General features: G+C 37.1%; 18 protein-coding genes and 1 pseudogene. 9 read left to right on the top strand and 10 right to left on the bottom strand.

Annotated features, from left to right (window positions below; all coding sequences use genetic code 11):
- The first annotated feature begins 51 nt into the window (after positions 1-51).
- From P3T75_RS04500 to P3T75_RS04485, 4 genes are all read left to right on the top strand, one after another.
- Positions 52-435: a GntR family transcriptional regulator gene (locus P3T75_RS04500; protein WP_206904847.1), complete on the top strand. Its 384-nt coding sequence runs from the start codon at positions 52-54 to the stop codon at positions 433-435.
- Entirely contained in the window at positions 432-1,310 is an 879-nt protein-coding gene (locus P3T75_RS04495; protein WP_282462328.1) for an ATP-binding cassette domain-containing protein, read from the top strand. The genes P3T75_RS04500 and P3T75_RS04495 overlap by 4 nt, the downstream gene beginning before the upstream one ends.
- Positions 1,311-1,324: 14 nt before the next feature.
- Positions 1,325-2,533, top strand: coding sequence for an ABC-2 family transporter permease (locus P3T75_RS04490; RefSeq protein ID WP_282462327.1), 1,209 nt, complete (start codon positions 1,325-1,327; stop codon positions 2,531-2,533).
- A gap of 145 nt (positions 2,534-2,678) precedes the next feature.
- The gene (locus P3T75_RS04485) at positions 2,679-3,488 is read left to right on the top strand and encodes an HAD family hydrolase (protein ID WP_282462326.1); all 810 of its coding nucleotides are present in this window, start codon (positions 2,679-2,681) and stop codon (positions 3,486-3,488) included.
- A gap of 225 nt (positions 3,489-3,713) precedes the next feature.
- On the opposite strand, the gene P3T75_RS04480 is transcribed toward P3T75_RS04485, so the two are convergent.
- The 4 genes and pseudogenes from P3T75_RS04480 to P3T75_RS04465 all read right to left on the bottom strand — a co-directional run bounded on the left by P3T75_RS04480 (position 3,714) and on the right by P3T75_RS04465 (position 6,645).
- A complete protein-coding gene (locus P3T75_RS04480) occupies positions 3,714-4,223 on the bottom strand; it encodes a GNAT family N-acetyltransferase (RefSeq protein WP_282462325.1) in 510 nt (169 codons plus the stop codon).
- A gap of 148 nt (positions 4,224-4,371) precedes the next feature.
- Positions 4,372-5,784, bottom strand: a complete 1,413-nt coding sequence (gene ffh, locus P3T75_RS04475; protein ID WP_206904860.1) for a signal recognition particle protein — start codon at positions 5,782-5,784, stop codon at positions 4,372-4,374.
- Positions 5,785-5,809: 25 nt separating this feature from the next.
- Positions 5,810-6,148 carry a putative DNA-binding protein gene (locus tag P3T75_RS04470; RefSeq protein ID WP_282462324.1) on the bottom strand — a complete coding sequence of 113 codons (339 nt, stop codon included), beginning with the start codon at positions 6,146-6,148 and terminating at the stop codon, positions 5,810-5,812.
- 27 nt (positions 6,149-6,175) lie between these two features.
- Positions 6,176-6,645, bottom strand: a pseudogene (locus tag P3T75_RS04465) (DUF523 domain-containing protein).
- Between the two features lie 210 nt (positions 6,646-6,855).
- On the opposite strand from P3T75_RS04465, the gene P3T75_RS04460 reads away from it, so the two are divergent.
- Both P3T75_RS04460 and P3T75_RS04455 read left to right on the top strand, forming a co-directional pair.
- Positions 6,856-7,587: a response regulator transcription factor gene (locus P3T75_RS04460; RefSeq protein WP_206904870.1), complete on the top strand. Its 732-nt coding sequence runs from the start codon at positions 6,856-6,858 to the stop codon at positions 7,585-7,587.
- Positions 7,584-9,320 (top strand): sensor histidine kinase, encoded by a 1,737-nt coding sequence (locus P3T75_RS04455; RefSeq protein WP_206904871.1) that lies wholly within the window; start codon positions 7,584-7,586, stop codon positions 9,318-9,320. Before P3T75_RS04460 ends, P3T75_RS04455 begins: the two co-directional genes overlap by 4 nt.
- Positions 9,321-9,398: 78 nt before the next feature.
- Here the strand turns inward: P3T75_RS04455 and P3T75_RS04450 are convergent, their stop codons facing one another.
- A complete protein-coding gene (locus tag P3T75_RS04450) occupies positions 9,399-10,280 on the bottom strand; it encodes a phosphate ABC transporter substrate-binding protein (RefSeq protein WP_282462323.1) in 882 nt (293 codons plus the stop codon).
- A gap of 205 nt (positions 10,281-10,485) precedes the next feature.
- Here P3T75_RS04450 and P3T75_RS04445 point away from each other — a divergent pair, with 205 nt between their 5' ends.
- Positions 10,486-10,689, top strand: a complete 204-nt coding sequence (locus P3T75_RS04445) for a hypothetical protein (RefSeq protein WP_206904875.1) — start codon at positions 10,486-10,488, stop codon at positions 10,687-10,689.
- Positions 10,690-10,911: 222 nt separating this feature from the next.
- On the opposite strand, the gene P3T75_RS04440 is transcribed toward P3T75_RS04445, so the two are convergent.
- Positions 10,912-11,253, bottom strand: coding sequence for a hypothetical protein (locus P3T75_RS04440; protein WP_230709139.1), 342 nt, complete (start codon positions 11,251-11,253; stop codon positions 10,912-10,914).
- Between the two features lie 110 nt (positions 11,254-11,363).
- Between P3T75_RS04440 and P3T75_RS04435 the strand changes: the two genes are divergently transcribed.
- Complete coding sequence (locus tag P3T75_RS04435) at positions 11,364-12,215, top strand: hypothetical protein (RefSeq protein WP_282462322.1); 852 nt, start codon at positions 11,364-11,366, stop codon at positions 12,213-12,215.
- Between the two features lie 142 nt (positions 12,216-12,357).
- On the opposite strand, the gene P3T75_RS04430 is transcribed toward P3T75_RS04435, so the two are convergent.
- Positions 12,358-13,521 (bottom strand): pyridoxal phosphate-dependent aminotransferase, encoded by a 1,164-nt coding sequence (locus P3T75_RS04430; protein WP_282462321.1) that lies wholly within the window; start codon positions 13,519-13,521, stop codon positions 12,358-12,360.
- Positions 13,522-13,704: 183 nt separating this feature from the next.
- The gene (locus tag P3T75_RS04425; protein WP_206904880.1) at positions 13,705-14,436 is read right to left on the bottom strand and encodes an epoxyqueuosine reductase QueH; all 732 of its coding nucleotides are present in this window, start codon (positions 14,434-14,436) and stop codon (positions 13,705-13,707) included.
- Between the two features lie 297 nt (positions 14,437-14,733).
- On the opposite strand from P3T75_RS04425, the gene P3T75_RS04420 reads away from it, so the two are divergent.
- Positions 14,734-15,090 (top strand): hypothetical protein, encoded by a 357-nt coding sequence (locus P3T75_RS04420; protein WP_282462320.1) that lies wholly within the window; start codon positions 14,734-14,736, stop codon positions 15,088-15,090.
- Between the two features lie 120 nt (positions 15,091-15,210).
- On the opposite strand, the gene P3T75_RS04415 is transcribed toward P3T75_RS04420, so the two are convergent.
- The gene (locus P3T75_RS04415; RefSeq protein WP_206904883.1) at positions 15,211-15,726 is read right to left on the bottom strand and encodes a type II toxin-antitoxin system Phd/YefM family antitoxin; all 516 of its coding nucleotides are present in this window, start codon (positions 15,724-15,726) and stop codon (positions 15,211-15,213) included.
- Positions 15,727-16,067: 341 nt separating this feature from the next.
- A complete protein-coding gene (locus P3T75_RS04410; protein ID WP_407649839.1) occupies positions 16,068-18,230 on the bottom strand; it encodes a heavy metal translocating P-type ATPase in 2,163 nt (720 codons plus the stop codon).
- Between the last annotated feature and the right edge of the window lie 3 nt (positions 18,231-18,233).

The following is an 18,233-nucleotide window of genomic DNA, read 5'->3' as shown; positions in this document are numbered from 1 at the left end:
CTTTACCATTCATTTAATTATTTAACAGTAAGAAAGGAGTTGCCCACACTTATGCTTACGATTGATAAAAACAGTAGCAAACCCTATTACGAGCAGTTAGTTTTAGGGATAAAACAGCAAGTTGTCACTGGTATTTTGCAGCCTGGCGATCGCTTACCGTCTGTGCGTGAACTGGCTAAAGAATTATTGATGAATCCAAATACCATCAGTAAAGCTTATAAAGTTTTAGAAGTGGAAAATGTAATTGTAACCGTTAAAGGTAAGGGTACTTTCATTAAAAATACCGAAAATATCCCCCGTGATGAATTTCGTATCCAGCAGCTAAAGCAAAATTTTCAAGCATTAATTATTGAGGCCATGCAGTTGCAAGTGACCAAACATGAACTGATTAGTTGGTTAGAAGAACCACAGTTAAAAGGAGGAGGCACACAATGAAATTAACCCAGCTAAAAAAAATAATCGGCACAAAAACTGTTTTAACTGATATTGATTTTACCTTACATGAAAATGAGATTGTTGGGTTGATTGGCCGCAACGGCTCTGGCAAGACGACTTTGTTTCGTACCATCGCTGGTAATTATTTGCCAGATGAAGGAAGCATCACGATCAATGGTCAAAATATTACCCAGGATACAAAATTAAAAACTGAAATTTTTTATATTGATGAGTTGGATAACTTTTTAAAATATTATCCACTGCAAGGGATTAATGATTTTTATCGCACCGCCTATCCTAAGTTTAATCAAGACCTTTACTTGCAATTAATGAAAGAACATGGTCTAAATCAACGACTACACTATCGCAAAATGTCTAAAGGCATGCAAGGACTCTATCAAATGATTTTAGCAATTTCATCTAGTGCCAAATATCTTTTATTAGATGAACCCTTTGATGGCCTAGATATCATTGTCCGCAAAAAAGTAATCGGCTTACTATTAACTCATCTAGCAGAAGACGGCCGTAGCGCATTAATCGCCTCTCATAATCTGCAAGAATTAGAAGGGATTATCGATCGGGCACTACTGATTAAAGGTCAAACGATTGCAAAAGACTATAAATTAGAAAATATGCGTGCCAATGCCCGCAAAATTCAGCTTGTTTTCCGCACAAAACAGATACCACCAATCGTTAAAGAAAACTCAAAGCTTGTCACAATCCAAGGACGTGTAATCGTCGCAATCTTTGAAAATTACACAGCTGAATTAGCCGCTACCATTAAAAGCTATGAACCATTAGTTTTTGAAGAACTACCGCTAACACTAGAAGATCTTTTTGAAGCCAATTTGCAAAAAGAAAAACTATTGGTTTAAGAAAGGAGTTTATTATGTTAAAGAAAATCTATTTAAAACGCTACGGTAAAGCTTTAATTGCCTTTGCTGTCATAACTTTTGGACTTTACTTTTTAAATGCCCATAGCACTGTTACTAATTGGCAATCACAAAATAACTACTATCACTCTTCTCAATTTGAAAAAGACTTTAAGGAGCATCCGGAATCTTTCACTTATTGGAATCAAGAAAATGAAAAAGATGTACCTTATACCTCAAGTAAAGATTACGTACAAGATCAGTTATATGTCTATGGTACCGCCTACTCAGAACACAATATTTCTGCTAAACAGGCACAAAAATATGATGCCAAAACAACTTATTACACTCGCTTTGGTGGCGATTTTACTATTTTAAATATTTTTCTGGTTGCTTTAGCTGGATTTTTACTTTTCTTTATTGATGAGAAGACCGCATTTAATCGTTTTTTATTTGCACTACCACAAAAACGTAAACAGCTTTTTAGGGCGAAATTGCTGTATGTTGCCTTACCTATTTTAGCGATTTTCTTACTGGGACAACTCTTTTATGTGACATATATAAAAATCGGTATTCCAGCACCCTATTTAAATGCCAGTTGGAGTCAATTACTCCATGCTGTTTTTAGTAGTTTTAGTTTAGCTACTTTGTTGTTTGCCGTAAGTATATTTATTGGTTCAATGGTGGGAAATCTAGTATTCGGTCCTTTGACTTGGCTTGTCTTTGTATTTTTTGCTAGTTTTACTCCTGGTTCTGTTACAAACTTTTTAAATCTTTTTACCTTCAAAGAATACGGGAGCTTCCCCTTTAATTTGGAAAATTTGTTTATTTATCGCATTGGTAAAACCGGTGGCTATTGGTGGATGATTCCGATTTTTCTAATTGCAGCCTTCTTATTTATCTGGTGGAGTTATCGCAAATTTACTGTTTTGTCCCTAGAAAACGACGGAGATTACTTACTTCATCGTGATTCTCGTTGGCCCGTTTGGTTTTTAATGTGGGTCTTCACCGGCTTTATTAGTTTGAACACATTTACGAATCCATGGCAAAGTTACTTGATGTTACTAGATACTCCTGAACGTATTTCATTGTTTAGCACAATTATTTCTACGCTTGTAACGCTTGTTTTACTCGGTATTATGCTCTATGTACTAGTCTTCTTTTCTACCCTTAAAGCTGCTTGGCACCATTATCGTAGTAAAAAACACGGAGTAGAACTGAACTAACTTTTAGAACAAAAATTTACAAAAAATAAATAATTTATGCAAACATTTGTAAAACGTCGTGGAATCTTCCCCGACGTTTTATTTTTTTACCCTTTTATTTGCTATACTAATAACAGTAACCGATTACAATTTGAGGAGAAAAATCATGATTAAACTGATTATTAGTGATTTGGATGGTACTTTTTTAAACAGTCAAAGTAAATTTGACGAAAATTTGTATCAAGAAGTGCGCCAAATCATGCACCGCCAAAATGTTATCTTCGCCCCATGTACAGGTAAGCAATGCGAACGGGTAGAAGCTTTATTCAAAAATGTTGGTAGTGAAGATTTATGGATCTTAGGCGATAGCGCCACGCGAATTAAACACAAAGACAAGTACATGTATGAATCCTTACTACCTAATACCATTGGCAAAAAAATTATTGCCAAACTACAAAGTATCCATCAGGACTTCACGATTATTGCCTGTACGCAAACAGCTGCCATTATTAGTGAAGACACTTCAGCTGAAAGTGAAAAAATGGTACGGGGATCTTACGAAGTAGTTGAAAAAATAGCAGACTACCAAGAAATTAACGATGACTTTGTCAAAATTACCGTTTACGATGGAAAATTAAGAAGTTATGAAGTGGCACCCCAGTTAGCTGAATTTGAAAAACAAGCTTACATCGTGGCTTCTGAAGCAGCTTGGATTGACATTACCAATTTTGGCGTACACAAACGACACACAGTTGAAGAATTGCAGCAAATTTTACAGGTCAGCTCACAAGAAACAATGGTCTTTGGCGATGGTCACAACGACTTAGAGCTTATGCAAGCTGGTGAATTTAGTTTTGCAATGCGTAATGCCTTTGAAGAAACTAAAGCAGCTGCCAAATACATCTGTAAAAGTAACGACGAGAATGGTGTCTTATTAACGATTAAACAATTATTATCGTTACAAGAGGAAAATTAAGCTAAACAACTTCACGAACTTTCTCATAAGCTCGTTTGTGAAGCCAGATATTAAAAAAAGCTTTCCGAACTCCTTTAAATCGCCTTTTCATTACAGCATTTTCGTTAGAAAGGCTGGATGTGGTCATAACTGCTATGTGAGTGTTTTTACCTGTGAAAAACTTATACTTTCTTATACGAGCAAAAGTGCAGGATTTTATGCTTTAATAGCAAATCCTGCACTTTTTTATTTTGTCGCCATAAACAAATAATGCGGCATCACCACATTACGATAATTTTTAATGAAACTCTCTTTTACCACCATGCCATTGAGAATAGCAACATTCATTGAAGCTAAATTCGTATCCCGGACAGTGGAAACAACGGCTGATGCTCCCAAATTTCTAAACGCATATTCTTTTACTGCTTTAGCTGCTTCTATCCCATAGCCCACACCCCAAGCGTCATAAATCAAATGATAGCCAATTTCCAAATAGGTTTTGCCACTCACGAGTTGATCAGTTAAGCCGCATTCGCCGATAATTTTACCATCACTTTTGCGAATCATAGCCAAGAGACTATAGCCTTTTTCCTGATACAGCTTTAAATTCCAATTTAACCAATTGCTCACTTCTTCATCAGAAAAAGCGCCCTCATAGGCATACATCACCCGCTCATCTTGTAAAAATTCTGCTAAAAAGTGTTCTTCCCCTTTTTCCCACGGACGCAAGATAAGACGTTTGGTTTCAATTTGCATTTTTATTTTCTCCTTTTAAAAAAAGATACAAAAACCCGAACAGCTTATATCCTTTCTTACAGACGTGTTGTTTGAAATAAACAAGCAGTAAAAAAGGATATAGTATTCGGGTATCATCATAATAAACTAAGCCTTTTAGCCCATTAGTTTATTTACGTTTTTTCTTTTTCTTTTGTTTTTTCATCATACGGTTCATAGCCATTTTGCCCATTTTACCTTTAATGCCAGAACCAAACATCTGATCCATTCCCGCCGGCATTTGACCTTTTGTCATTTGTTGCATCATTTTACGGGCTTCTTTAAATTGCTTAATCATGCGATTCACTTCAACCACTGAATTACCAGAACCTGCAGCAATGCGGCGACGGCGACTTGGATTTAACAAGTCCGGATCTTCTCGTTCGGCTGGTGTCATCGACATCACCATTGCTTTTTGGCGGGCGATTTGTTTAGGATCGACTTTAACATTTTCAATTCCTGGCATTTGACTCATTCCTGGAATCATTTTTAATAAATCTTCTAAAGGTCCCATCCCCATGACTTGATCCATTTGTTCAATGAAATCGTTAAAGTCAAAGGTATTTTCCTTCATCTTTTTCGCTAATTCTTCCGCTTTTTTCTCGTCGTAATCTTGTTGCGCCTTTTCAATTAAGGTCAGCATATCCCCCATGCCTAAAATACGACTCGCCATCCGGTCGGGATGGAAAACTTCTAAGTCCGTTAATTTTTCACCAGTACCGGTAAATTTAATTGGTGCACCAGTCACTTGACGAATGGAAAGGGCGGCACCACCTCGGGTATCCCCATCTAATTTGGTAATCACGACCCCCGTGATACCTAGTTGTTGGTTAAAGCTATCTGCAACTGTAACCGCATCTTGCCCTGTCATAGCATCTACGACTAAAAGAATTTCATTGGGCTGGGCAATTTCTTTGATTTGTTTTAATTCATCCATCAGCTTTTCGTCAATATGCAAGCGACCCGCTGTATCGATTAAAACATAATCATTTTTCTTTTCCCGTGCTAATTCCATCCCTTGGCGCACAATTTCCACTGGACTGACATCAGTTCCCATATCAAATACTGGAACATTTAATTGTTGGCCTAAAACTTTCAATTGATCAATCGCCGCTGGACGATAAACGTCACCGGCAATCATTAGTGGTCGGGCTTTTTCCGTTTTAATCAGTTGGTTGGCAAGTTTACCAGCAAATGTTGTTTTACCAGCCCCTTGTAACCCCACCATCATGATAACCGTCGGAATTTTTGGTGATTTATTTAAGGTTGCAGTCTCACTTCCCAAAGTCTTGGTTAGTTCTTCATCAACGATTTTAACAATTTGTTGCGCTGGTGATAGACTATCTAAAACTTCTGATCCGACTGCTCTTTGACGTACATTTTTAACAAATTCTTTGACAACTTTTAAATTAACGTCGGCTTCTAGTAATGCCAAGCGGATCTCCCGCATCATTTCTGTGACATCAGCCTCAGTAATCTTTCCTTTTTTACGCAACTTGCTCATGGCTTGTTGCAGGCGTTCTGTTAGATTTTCAAATGCCATTTTATTCGTTCCTTTCAACTAAAAACTATTCATCGATTTCTTGCAGTTCCTGCAAAAATTGCGGCAGCTCTGCATCTTTAGGATAATGGGCCTTAATGTAGCTTTCTGCCCGATCTAAAACTTCGCCGCGAACAATATAGTCCGAAAATAAATGAAGCTTGCGCTCATAATCTTCCAAAATTTTTTCCGTCCGCTTTATATTATCATAAACTGCCTGACGACTCACCTGAAATTCTTCTGCAATCTCCCCTAGTGAAAAATCATCGGCGTAATACAACTCCATATAATTCATCTGCTTTTCGGTCAAAAGCGTAGAATAAAATTCAAATAATGCATTCATACGATTTGTCTTTTCGATTTCCATGAGATTCCTCCTGTCATGAAAAATTAGTTAATTGGTAGCTATTGTGATCAGTTGATGATAATTGTTTTCTGAATAAACTTCTATGCCTTGCTTTACAAAATAGGCAGTTGCAACCCCGACACCAGCTACTTTATTGCCACTAAAGGCACCATCATAAATTTGATGACTGCCACAAGAAGGACTACCCTCTTTTAAGACTACCTGCGTAACATCCAGAGCTTTTAATTTTTCATAAGCGCGTATCGCACCTGCTTTATATGCGGCGGTCACATCGACGCCTTGACAAGAAACAACCACCGCATCGCACTCCAGACGTCAAATCCATCGCCGCCGATAATTTCAGCCGGATCTCTTGGAGTGTTTAATCCACCTAAAACCTCAGGACAAATCATAATTGCTTGTTTCTTTGCCACCAAAGCTTGCAGCTGTGGGATTGTTTGCGTATTACCATCATAACGGCAAAAAACGCCACCTAAACAGGCACTAATTCCAATCATATGTCCTCCTTAAACAACAGCACGATTTTTTATACACAAAGCTAAAATTTTAGCAACAAAAGCCATTCTTTTTTTCTTAAAAGTCAATTTAACGCCCTTTATTATAGCATTATTTCCCTTCCTTAAATAGTCCCCACCGCTTTTCTATGCTAAAATAAAACCATCTGTCGCAGGTATGCGACTAAGAAAAACACCGCAAAGGAGTTTGCTATGAAAAAAGTGTTAATCGTTGACGATGAACCTTCCATCGTCACATTGCTGACCTTTAATTTAGAAAAAGAAGGTTACGTTGTGACCTCTGCCACAGATGGTACAACTGGCTTAAAATTGGCTTTAACCAAAGATTTTGACTTTATTATCTTAGATATTATGCTGCCGGGAATTGACGGCATTGAAATTACGAAAAAATTACGGCAAGAAAAAAAAGAAACGCCGATTTTATTATTAACGGCAAAAGATGATACGATTGATCGAATTTTAGGCTTAGAAATCGGCGCTGATGATTACCTGACTAAACCCTTTAGTCCCAGAGAAGTTTTGGCCCGCATGAAAGCTATTTTTCGACGGATGCGTCCAGTTGAAACTCCGTTGCGCGCCAATGAGCCAAAAGATACCGACGATGAATTAACCGGAGAAATTTTACAGATTGGTGCAATTAAAGCGGATATGGATAATTACGAAGTCACCGTTAACGACGTAAAGATATTTTTAACCCCCAAAGAATTTGAATTACTCGTCTACTTTATGAAGCGAAAAGATCGTGTGATTGACCGTGATACGCTATTAGACCGCATCTGGAATTTCGACTTTGCCGGTCAAAGTCGCATCGTGGATGTCCACGTTTCACATTTACGGGAAAAAATTGAAGAAGATCCTAAAAATCCCCGCTATCTTTTAACAGTTAGAGGCTTTGGTTACAAATTTCAGGAGCCCAAAGCATGAAAAAACGGCGTGTTTTAGAATATTTGCTGTGGATTACAACATTACTCGTGCTTTTTGTAGGAGCCTGGCAATTAATTGGTGGTTTTTTTGAGCACCAGGTCTTAAGCCAACAAGAGAATTACTTAGAAAAAAAAGGGAATCTACTGTTACGAATGGCAAAAGAAGAAAATTATAACGAAGCGAGTCTACGTCAATTGAGTCAGCACTATATTGAACACGTAGATGAACGGGTAACTTATCTGTCGGCTACTGGTAAAATTATTTTTGATACTTCTAATAGCAATCTTTTAGGTACCCGCTCCAATCGTCCCGAGGTAAAAACCGTCTTAGCCGGAGGAAAATTGGGTACTTCGCTGCGAAAAAGTGCCACTTTAAAAAAAGAATTACTCTATGTCGCGTTACCTGTGGAGCAAGACAATCATTTAATTGGTATTTTACGGATCGCCGAAAGCACTACAACTTTTATGACCGCTGCTAGTAGCGTTAGAAATTCAATTTTAACAGTGTATGTGATTTTGTGCTTGTTGATTACCATTTTTGTCTTATATTTTTTACGCCAAAAAAATCGGCCTTTAGAAACTTTATTGCCAGCGATCAAAAAAATGGTGGCTAATCCCACCCGTACTGAAACAATTATGCAAACCACGCCGCAATGGGAAGAGCTTTATCAAGCCTTAAATCAATTAAGCGAACAAATGAGCCACACGTATAAAGCCTATTCTGCAACCGAACACAAGCTGCATACACTTTTAAACGATTTAATGATTGGTATTTTCATTGTCGATAGTGAAAACAAACTCGTCATGATCAACCCTGAAATGAAACGGCAACTTGGCTTATTTCAAAATCTAGCAGAAAAAGTTAATTTTGCCGAAGTGATTAAAGATCCGCAACTTATTCAGCTAGTCTATCGCATCTCACCGAATAATCCTTTTTTACATGATGAAATTACCTTACATCAAAACGGTGAACGCGTGCTGGATATTGATTTGCGTTTATTTAATGAAGAACGGCAAATTTTAGTGATGTCTTATGATATGACACAAGTGCGCCAACTGGAAAAAATGCAGCAAGATTTCGTCAGCAATGTTTCCCACGAACTAAAAACACCTGTCACCTCCTTAATTGGCTTTACCGAAACGCTCCTAGATGGTGCCAAAGACGATCCAAAGACAACGACAGAATTTTTACGCATTATGGAAAAAGATGCCAAACGGCTGCAAGCTTTAATCCAAGATATCATTCAGCTTTCAAAAGGACGTCAAGCCCTAGATTACCCGATTCAAAACATCACTGTCGCGGAACTTTTAGCCCAAATTTTGGAAAGTTATCAAGCTCAAATTCAAGCGAAAAATTTAAGTGTTCATTTAGTAGGAGATCAAGCTTTAGTCTGGTCCACAAAAGTTGAACTTTTCTATCCGATTGCTAAAAATTTAATTGAAAATGCAATTAAGTACACACCGGAAGCTAAAAAAATTACAATTAGCTATACTCTAGCAGATAATTTAACCTTAAACGTTTCAGATCAAGGCCTTGGCATTGACAGCGATGATCAACAACGCATTTTTGAACGCTTCTATCGGGTAGACAAAGCCCGCGCAAGACAATCCGGCGGCACCGGTTTAGGCTTAGCCATTGTAAAAGAATCTGTTGAAAAACTTGGAGGCAAAGTCCAATTAGAAAGTCACCCCGGTGTTGGCTCAACCTTCACCGTGACACTACCAAAGCTCTAAATAGAGCTAAACGGCAAAAAGCTACTGACAAAATTTATTGTCAGTAGCTTTTTTAACTAGTTCTTAAAAGGAGTGTGACTATTTGTTTGTCACCTTACCGTCAACAGAACGTTCAATTTTCATAGTGGTAATTGGCAGGTAACCCAATTCTTTTACAGGACCGTTTTGAATTTCATCGGTTAGTAGATAATCCAAGAATTTTTTTACATCCTTGTCTGGTTCACCTTTTGTATACATGTGTTCGTAAGACCAGATTTTCCATTTGTTTGTTTCGATATTTTCTGGGGTTGGCGTCACATTATCAACAGAAAGTTCCTGTAAACTATCGTCAATATAAGATAACGCCAAGTAACTGATAGCCCCCGGTGTTTCTGCGACTATTTTTTTCACGGTGCCAGAAGAATCTTGTTCTTGGGATTGCACCGGTGTTGCACCATCAAGTCCCCATTTTTCAAAAGTTGCTCTGGTCCCACTGCCAGAAGCACGATTAACGACTGCAATTTTTTCATCTTTGCCGCCAACTTCTTTCCAGTTGGTAATTTTACCAGTAAAAATGTCAATTAATTGCTGTTGGGAAATATTTTTGACTGCGACGTCTTTATTTACTACCGGAGCCATTCCTACAACCGCTACTTTGTGGTCCACTAGCTCTTTTGCATCGACACCATCTTTTTCTTCGGCAAAAACATCTGAGTTGCCAATCGTTACAGCACCAGCAGCAACTTGGCTCAACCCTGTACCACTTCCGCCACCTTGAACAGTAATTTGATAATTGGGATTTTCAGTAGTAAAACTATCTTTGGCTGCCTCAACTAATGGTTGTAAGGCTGTTGAACCAACCGCGGTAATTTTTGCACCGCTTGTTTTATTTTCTTCTCCAGTTTTTGCATTACCATTCCCACAGGCCGCTAATAATAAAGTTGCTGCCACTGCAGTTGCTACTAAATATACTTTTTTCACGTTTTCCACTCCTATCTTTAATTACAAATTCAGTTTACACAAGCTTTGTAAACTTGATATAAGCAGTGTGTAAAGATTTTATCAAGCATTGTAAAATTTACGTAAACCAATTTGTCATGAGCTTATTTCACCCTCATTTTAAAAAAAAGGAATATAATAAAAGTTGTAAAGACAATTGTGTTACATAAGAAAGGAATTGATAATCATGTTAGAAATTCATTACATCGTAACCGGTTCAGATGAAGAAGTAAAAAAATACGACAAAGCTAGTGATTTTGTTGGGGCGCAATATAAAGAAGTGCCAGACTTACAAGATAACTATCAAGTAACCAAAGCACTATTAGACGGCAAAGAAATTGAATTAGACGACAAAACCATTGGCGGTTTATTCAATTATTTGAATAAATAGTTAAATAATTCTAAGTTACTTTTTGAAGATTAAAAAAACCACTTATGATTTTTTCATAAGTGGTTTTTTATCTGTCCTGTTACAGGAGTGAAAAAAGCTTTTCCAACTGGCTTATTTCACGTTTCCCTCTTTAGTTAAAAGTTAAAATGTGCAAAACAAAAAGCCATTTTTGCAAATTTTGCTCCTTTGGCTTTAAGCTGCAGAATTCTTTTGACTTTTTTATTATCTAATAAAGTTAAAGACAATAAATGCATAAAGCAAAAATAATGTTAACACAATGAATAAAACATTCTCACGTTGATCGTGATTGGGATGTAATAAAATATAAAGGCGCTCTTTTTTACTTTGCTTTTTATGTACAAAAAAATGAATCACACTATAAAAGATTCCGACTGCAATAAAAGTCAGAAAAAAACGAACAAAATACTGCATGCCCACCGCTAACATCATGACCATTGTCGGAATGAAGAGCAATTGTTCAAAAAAAATAATACCTTGACGATAACGACGAAAAAACTCGGTTATAGCATATTTCATTTCAAAACCTTCTTTCATTTCATTCATTTACTTTGCATCTATTTTACATTAGTTTACTTCTGTCTAAATACCCGATATAATTAAATTACAATTAACTTAAGATGAGATTACGAAAACTTCCGAAAGTAGGGGCGCTGATGCACTTAAGTAAAGAACAAACGACACGTCTTTTAGAACAGATGGATTTTGTCACTTTTCAAGAGAAAATCACCCAATATTTTGACGGTGAAGAAGTAGACTTTTCCGTTTATTATCTTAAAAACAAAAAAAATGGTTCCGTTTTGGCGACAATGCCAAAATACGCCTATGTGCCAAAAGAAGACGGTAACGGTAACCGATATGTAATGGGGTATGCAAGTATTTTATGGGAACAATTTGCTCCTGTTGACAAAGAAAATTTTGTTGCACGCCACGTCCAAGCTTTTTTTGAGCAAAACAGCTATTTACCCAAAAATTATCAAGCCATCGTCAAAGACATTGAATTAGGGGCAAAATATCGCTTCTTTTTACTAGAACCATTACTGCGGGATTTAGAACTATGGGCAGCTGAAAAAGCCCGTTTACTACAACAGAAGAAACGCTATGGCTCCCCGATTTTAAAAGAACTCGTACAGCTACCTAATTCTCAATTTGAAAACTTCTGTGTTCACCACTTTGCAACAAGCACTCACTATAACCAGCTGAAACTATTACTTGAAGATTTACCTGTGTGCTTTTTAAATCCCGATTATGAACTTGTTCATTACGGCTACGCCGTTGAATTTTGGCTTCACTATTCAGGTGAGGACACGAGTGTCAATTTAGAAGAAGAACTAAATGCTTTTGCCACCTCATTTTTAAACCAAGAATCAAATTATCACAGCCGCTTTTTATCTAGCGTTAGTATGCGGCAAGAATTATCCGAAGAAGTTTTGCTAAAAATCGGTGCTCTATTAAGTGATTTAGAATACTGGGCTACTCGTCGTCTGATGCGTAAAGTCGAAATTTAACAAAAAAACCGTCAACTCTTTGAAAGTAACAAAGAACAACTGTGGTAAAAAAATTTTATAATCTAAAAAAGATGGCTAACAAATCTTTGCTTTCGTCTTGTAAACGAAAGCAAAAGAATTGGTGACCATCTTTTTATCTTCATTAATTTTCCAAATAAGCAGTCAAGCGGTCGATCGCTTCAACTAATTTTTCCATACTAGAAGCATAGCTTAAGCGAATATACCCCTCTGCTTCTTTTCCAAAAGCAATCCCAGGAATAACAGCTAATTTGGCCTTTTGTGCTAAATCGATACAAAATTTCATGGAATCTTGTTCCAAATGTGCAGGAATTTTGGCAAAAAGATAAAACGCACCGGAGGGTTTAGCTACTTCAAAACCCAGTGCTGTCATTTTTTCATATAAAAAATCCCGCCGTAAGCGATACTCTTCTTTCATGATTAAACCATCGTCAATTCCCTCAATTAAAGCCCGAACTGCCGCTTTTTGTGAAATTGTAGAAGCAGCGGTTACCAAATATTGGTGAACTTTAATGATTTCTTGGATCAACTCTTTTGGTGCAAAAATAAAACCAATTCGCCAACCGGTCATGGCGTGAGATTTCGATAGGCCATTAATCAAGATAGTTTGCTCCCGTAAAAATTCGGCAATCGAAACATGCTCTTCATCATAAGAAAGTTCGCTATAAATTTCATCACTAATGACAAATACCGGATATTTTCTTAAGACGTCCGCCAAAGCCTTAACTTCTGCTTTGGAATAAGTAACTCCAGTAGGATTACTTGGATAGTTTAAAATTACTGCCTTAACAGCATCCCCATGGGCAATTAGATGCTCCTCCAAAACTTTTGGTGTCAAAACAAAATTATCACTAGTTGTATCCATATAAATAGGTTGGGCTGCGGCTAAGGTAATAACCGGTTCATACCCAGGGTAAATAGGGGCAGGTAATAGTACTTTATCGCCAGGATTTAAAACAGCTAACAATGAAGCGGAAATTGCCTCTGTAGCACCAATTGTCACTAAAACTTCTGAAGTGTAATCATAGGCGACGTGATATTTCTGCTTTAAAAAAAGAGCAGCGGCTTCCCTGACGTCTGCTAAGCCAGACATTCCGGTATAATGACTGAAGTTTTGCTCAATGGCATCTTTACCAGCTGTTTTGACATGATCGGGGGTATTGAAATCTGGTTCTCCTAAAGTCAATTTCAAAATATCTTCAATGCCGGAAACTTTTTCATCAAACTGGCGGATTAAAGAAACTGCAATTTGATAAACTTGTTTGTTGAAGCGTTTTGTTAAATCCATCTTCTCCACTCCTTTTTATGAATAACCTTGATACTGTATCACGTTTTATGTTTTATCCTACCATAAAATGAAAAAAAGCGGCAGTGAAATTTTCAATAAAAATAAAATGCAGTACAAAATACAGAAAAACCGTGCTAAAAACTGTGTGTTTCAGTCTTTAGTACGGTTTAAAGTGGCAAAATTTTAATGAGTCAGCTCTGACTGTTGTGCTAAGTAGGCTTTGGCTTCTTTGTTCACAGCTTTTAAATCTACCCCTTGTTGTTTGGCAGCAAAAACACAGCCACAATAGCATTGACGAAAGACATCGTATTCCTTACACATTTGAATAGAGCGTTCATAACCTTTATTCTTTTTAAAATCGCTTGGTAGATAATTCACACTGTAAATTTTTTGAATGTCCATCCCGATCTGATTAATTAATTGCGCATTTTTCTTTGGCGAAATTGTCAGGGCACTGCCAAAATAATCATACCCCAGCTTTAACGCCTCTTCTGCTACTAAATCGAGGCGCATTTGAAAACAAGCCGTACATCTTTTGCCACCTTCTGGTTCATCTTGTAGGTGGTTTTCTTTGATAATGGCTAAAAATTCATTGGGTTTATAATCGGCAGCAATAAACCCCACCTCAGCGCCGGTCTTTTCATTAAAATCGGCGACGAATTTCTTTTGTACGAGTAAACGCCGCTCATATTCACTTTTGGGGTGAATATTGGAGTTGGCAAAATAAATCGTAACGTCTGCATATTGTGTTAAAAATTCTAAAGTATACGTACTGCAAGGAGCACAACAACTATGAATCAAAATTGTGGGGCGTTTTTCTTCTTCTTCCCAACGGGTAATCATTTTCCGTAAAACGTAGTCATAGTTAATTTTTTGGTTCTTCATTTTATCTAAAATTTGACTTGCTTCAATCATCAAAGTATCTCCTTACTGATTTGATAACAATTAAACTTGCTGGCTGTAGTGCTTTAACAATCATTTATCGATCTGAAAAATATAACAATTACTTCCATATGAAATTCAGTCTTATTCGAAAAATTCGAAAAAATAAAAAACGTTCTATTTTATTTAACAAAGAGGAAAATAAGAATTTTATTACTTTCAAAACAAAATGATTAAATAACGTTGTTTTTATCATTTTTAGTACCTAAAATGAATTATAACTAAAAAAACACCGTTACTTGTAATTCATCTTAAACTAGGAGGTGCCCGATGTCAAAAGCATTTTTGAAACTACCCGTCATGTTTTTTGCAATTCCATTTGTCTACTTATCCTTACTTCTTGATACATATTTTCATTCGATGTTTGGCTTTTTAATCACACTAATTTTTTCATTTGGTGTCGGTTTTTATTTTAAAGCCTGTGATCAGTTATTCTTATGGTTTTTAGGCAATATTCTTTCTACTGTTTTTTCCGTTATTTTGCAAAATCAACATCCTGAATGGCACTTTTTCTACCAACCTTTTAACCCAGCATTTTTAGTATTACTTTTGTCTGTCCTCTATTTAATCCCGCAAATTATTGGTATTATTTGGGCGACGACCTTACAAGTACATCTTTTTAAATAGCGTTATAAATTATAAAAAGGCTTCAAGTTACTTACACGAATAAGTAACTTGAAGCCTTTATTTGCCTCATAAAAACTCTAAAAATTCAGCGCCCCACGTTTAACAAGTAATGCTATTATTTTAAGACTCTTTCAAATGAATCTTTTTAATAATCAATTTGTCAAATAAACTAGAGGTGCTATCTTGTTCTCCGATAATTTCTGCGACAATCGTTTTACCTTCGTGTTTTTTGCGTAACTGATAGACAATTTTGCCGCTTTCTTTTAATTCAGATATCATATCCACAACACCGCCAAAACCGGTCTTACGGGTAATAAAACCGAGGGCAACCATCCGCTCATCTAAATTTTTAGCTGAAATTACAGAACCTGTAATCAAAGCAGTCCGCATTTTTCCTAAAAATTCTTCTAGACCATCGGCTGTTTGTAAATCATCCTCTTCCACTTCTGGACGATTATGTAATTCCTGTAATAGATTTTCATATTGTTCTTGAGTCAACATTACACCGGCTACTTTTTCCCGATTAAAAACGTAAACTGCTGTTCCCGCTTCTCGAGCCTGATTAAAAACATCCATTGGAGATTTTTTCACTTCGGTAATAGAAGTCGTCGGCACCTCTAACTTTTTCAGTTCCATTTTGCTTCCTCCTTGAAAAATTCCCACTATAGAAAAGGCAGTCAGCAAGCCGCCCTGCGTATTTAGTATTTATCAATTCCATAGCAAAGTAGTTCAACGAACACATTATAGCACACCTAAGCTTAGATGAGGCAAATGATTTTTCTATTGTTATTTCATTTTAGCAAATCCTGTGCATATTGCCACAAAAAACAATAAAGTCTGACACACCTACAACAAATATGCACGCTATTTTTTCAAATAACGGCTTAAAATTGACTTTTTGACTAGGCTAAAAGTTTTTTCTACGAATAAAAAAACTGTAAAATCATAAAATTTCTATGACTTTACAGTTTCAATGACTATTTTTTAATTTTTAAAGTCATGGCATTAATAGCCACAATAACCGTACTTAAAGACATCAAAATCGCTCCCACAGCTGGGCTTAAAATGATCCCAATTGGTGCCAAAATACCAGCAGCTAAAGGAATCGCCACAATATTGTAGCCTGCACCCCACCATAAGTTTTGAATCATTTTGTTCCGGGTTTGTTTTGATAAATCCAAGAAGTGTAAAATATCTTCTGGATTACTATTAGTCAAGACCACATCAGCAGAGTCAATTGCAACATCGGTCCCTGCACCAATCGCAATTCCCACTGTCGCGCGGGCTAAGGCTGGAGCATCATTAATGCCATCTCCTACCATAGCTACTTTTTTACCGGCATTCGTCATTTCACTAACAATTTTTTCTTTGCCATCGGGTAATAGCCCTGCATGAAAATTATCAATGCCTAAATAATTGGCAACAGCTGTAGCGGCTTCTTGATTGTCACCAGTCAACATAACCGGCTCAACACCACGATCTTTTAGCGCTTGAATAAAGGTTTTTGCTTCCGGTTTTACCTTGTCCCCTAAGGCAATGAGGGCAATTAATTTATCATCAACAAACAAGTAACTAATTGTATTGCCTTGTGTTAAATAAGGTGCCAACGTTTTTTTATCAACTGTTTGTTTGCGTTTTGCTAGCTCTTTGTCGTTTGCTATTAGAACTTGGGTGTTATTAACGACACCAGACAAGCCGACACCAGCAATATTTTTTAAATCTTCGCCTTTTAAAACTTCAATTTCTTTTTCTTCAATATATTTCATAATTCCGGTTGCAATTGGGTGATTGGCGTTTTTTTCTAAAGCACCAATATATTGTAGCGCCTGGTCTTCTTGCCAATCTGCGGCTAATATTTCAACGCCGGTGACCGCAAAAGTACCTTCTGTTAAGGTCCCTGTTTTATCTAAAAGAATTGCATCTAAATCATGCGTATTTTCAATAGCATTCCGATTTTTTAGCAATAACCCGTTTTGGGCAGCTAGAGAAGTTGAACGTGCCACTACAAGCGGAATTGCTAAACCCAAAGCATGGGGACACGCAATTACAAAGACTGTCACCATGCGGTCAAGTGCCGTTGGCAGATCCGCTGCTACAAGCCAAGCGACAAATGCCAATACCCCAGCGACTAAAGCGACATAAAAAAGCCATTTTGCTACTTTGTCTGACAAAGCTTCCAAATGTGATTTTTCAGCTTGGGCGTCTTTGACCATTTTCATCACTTTGGCTAAATATCCATTTTCACCAGTACCGGTTACTTCAATTTGGATTGTACCGTCGCCATTAACAGATCCGCCAATAACTTGATCTCCAGTTTTACGGATCACACCTCGGGACTCACCAGTAACGGCAGACTCATCAACAGTTGTTTCACCCTTTAAAATCTGACCGTCTGTTGGCATTTTATCCCCAGCACGAACAATTAACGTGTCACCTTCATGGACTTCTTGTAGCGAGATTTTTTCTTCTTTTCCCGCTTTATTAACTCTTGTCACGGTATCTGGTAGTAATTCAGCTAATTTTTTTAAAGCACTGCTGGCATTTGAGACAGCATTCATTTCAATCCAATGCCCCAGCAGCATAATCACAATTAAGGTCGCCAATTCCCAGAAGAAATCCATCACATGTTCGGTGTGTAAAAAGTGATTGGCAATAAATGCATAAAGACTATAGATATACGATACCGTAATCCCCATGGCAATTAGGGTCATCATTGCAGGATTTTTCATTTGTAATTCCATTTTAGCTCCGCTTAAAAATGGTTGACCACCATAAATAAATAAAATCGTAGCCAAAATTAAAACGACATAATCAGAACCAGGAAAAGTAAATTGAAAAGGCAGACTCACCCCCATCATCGGTGAAAGGATAATAATCGGAATTGCTAAAACTAAAGAAAGCCAAAATTTCTGTTTGAAATTTCCCATATGCATAGAATGGTCCATCCCACCCATATCGTGATCCATATGCTGCATATCGTGATCACCATGACTCATTCCATGGTGCATTTGCCCATGATCACCATGGTTGTGATTCATGTGCCCATGATTCATGTGTTCATGTTCCATATGCTCATGATTCATGTGCTCATGATCCATATGATTAGGATTGCTACCGGTCATATTATGATTGGAATCCATCTG

Source organism: Enterococcus montenegrensis, assembly GCF_029983095.1.
GTDB classification, from domain to species: domain Bacteria; phylum Bacillota; class Bacilli; order Lactobacillales; family Enterococcaceae; genus Enterococcus_C; species Enterococcus_C montenegrensis.
This window is presented reverse-complemented; position numbering and strand designations above follow the sequence as displayed.

Excerpts from the sequence above, each read along its gene's own strand:
- P3T75_RS04500 (WP_206904847.1), top strand. The coding sequence starts at position 52 with ATGCTTACGATTGATAAAAACAGTAGCAAACCCTATTACGAGCAGTTA.
- P3T75_RS04495 (WP_282462328.1), top strand. The coding sequence starts at position 432 with ATGAAATTAACCCAGCTAAAAAAAATAATCGGCACAAAAACTGTTTTA.
- P3T75_RS04490 (WP_282462327.1), top strand. The coding sequence starts at position 1,325 with ATGTTAAAGAAAATCTATTTAAAACGCTACGGTAAAGCTTTAATTGCC.
- P3T75_RS04485 (WP_282462326.1), top strand. The coding sequence starts at position 2,679 with ATGATTAAACTGATTATTAGTGATTTGGATGGTACTTTTTTAAACAGT.
- P3T75_RS04480 (WP_282462325.1), bottom strand. The coding sequence starts at position 4,223 with ATGCAAATTGAAACCAAACGTCTTATCTTGCGTCCGTGGGAAAAAGGG.
- ffh (WP_206904860.1), bottom strand. The coding sequence starts at position 5,784 with ATGGCATTTGAAAATCTAACAGAACGCCTGCAACAAGCCATGAGCAAG.
- P3T75_RS04470 (WP_282462324.1), bottom strand. The coding sequence starts at position 6,148 with ATGGAAATCGAAAAGACAAATCGTATGAATGCATTATTTGAATTTTAT.
- P3T75_RS04460 (WP_206904870.1), top strand. The coding sequence starts at position 6,856 with ATGAAAAAAGTGTTAATCGTTGACGATGAACCTTCCATCGTCACATTG.
- P3T75_RS04455 (WP_206904871.1), top strand. The coding sequence starts at position 7,584 with ATGAAAAAACGGCGTGTTTTAGAATATTTGCTGTGGATTACAACATTA.
- P3T75_RS04445 (WP_206904875.1), top strand. The coding sequence starts at position 10,486 with ATGTTAGAAATTCATTACATCGTAACCGGTTCAGATGAAGAAGTAAAA.
- P3T75_RS04440 (WP_230709139.1), bottom strand. The coding sequence starts at position 11,253 with ATGAATGAAATGAAAGAAGGTTTTGAAATGAAATATGCTATAACCGAG.
- P3T75_RS04435 (WP_282462322.1), top strand. The coding sequence starts at position 11,364 with ATGCACTTAAGTAAAGAACAAACGACACGTCTTTTAGAACAGATGGAT.
- P3T75_RS04430 (WP_282462321.1), bottom strand. The coding sequence starts at position 13,521 with ATGGATTTAACAAAACGCTTCAACAAACAAGTTTATCAAATTGCAGTT.
- P3T75_RS04425 (WP_206904880.1), bottom strand. The coding sequence starts at position 14,436 with ATGATTGAAGCAAGTCAAATTTTAGATAAAATGAAGAACCAAAAAATT.
- P3T75_RS04420 (WP_282462320.1), top strand. The coding sequence starts at position 14,734 with ATGTCAAAAGCATTTTTGAAACTACCCGTCATGTTTTTTGCAATTCCA.
- P3T75_RS04415 (WP_206904883.1), bottom strand. The coding sequence starts at position 15,726 with ATGGAACTGAAAAAGTTAGAGGTGCCGACGACTTCTATTACCGAAGTG.
- P3T75_RS04410 (WP_407649839.1), bottom strand. The coding sequence starts at position 18,230 with ATGGATTCCAATCATAATATGACCGGTAGCAATCCTAATCATATGGAT.